Genomic DNA, 539 nt, shown 5'->3' with positions numbered 1-539 from the left:
CGACGCGGATGTATTAGGAAAGACCACAACGAATGTCAACATCAACAGTGCCGGACAGGGAAGCGGCCAGAACAGTATGGAACAGGAAGTCTCCAACGCCGAGATTGTGGAAGCGGTTCTGGATAAGCGGAATTAGAGCCTCAGGCCCTGACTGACGGCAAGGAAAAGGAGCGAGCATATATGGGATTAGATGTGTTTGGAAGAATCAAAGATATTGTATCTGCAAACATTGATGAACTGTTAAGCAAAGCCGAGGACCCGGAAAAGATGGCGGATCAGATGGTAAGGAAATACGAGGATTCCATCAAGGATCTCTTGGGAAGCACAGCCTCCGTCATGGCCTCCTCCAGGGAAGCGAAGGCGAAGCTGGACGCCTGCGACGCCGAAATCAAAAAGTTTGGTACGTATGCCGAACGCGCCCTGCGTGACGGCAATGAAGAAAAGGCCCGGCAGGCGATTACCCTGAAGCAGGAGCAGGAAGACTTAAGACCGACTCTGGAGCACAGCTACGTGACCGTCAAGGTTCAGGCCGATAAGGC

1 protein-coding gene is annotated in these 539 nt (G+C 52.3%); it reads left to right on the top strand.

From position 1 onward, the window contains the following. Positions 1 to 180: 180 nt before the first annotated feature. Positions 181 to 539, top strand: a 359-nt coding sequence (locus NE664_13085; protein ID MCQ4727567.1) for a PspA/IM30 family protein, incomplete at its 3' end; no start/stop codon positions are given.

This window comes from Anaerotignum faecicola (genome assembly GCA_024460105.1).
Taxonomy (GTDB): domain Bacteria; phylum Bacillota; class Clostridia; order Lachnospirales; family Anaerotignaceae; genus JANFXS01.
Note: the sequence above shows the minus strand (reverse complement) of the source record. Positions and strands in the feature narration are given on the sequence as shown.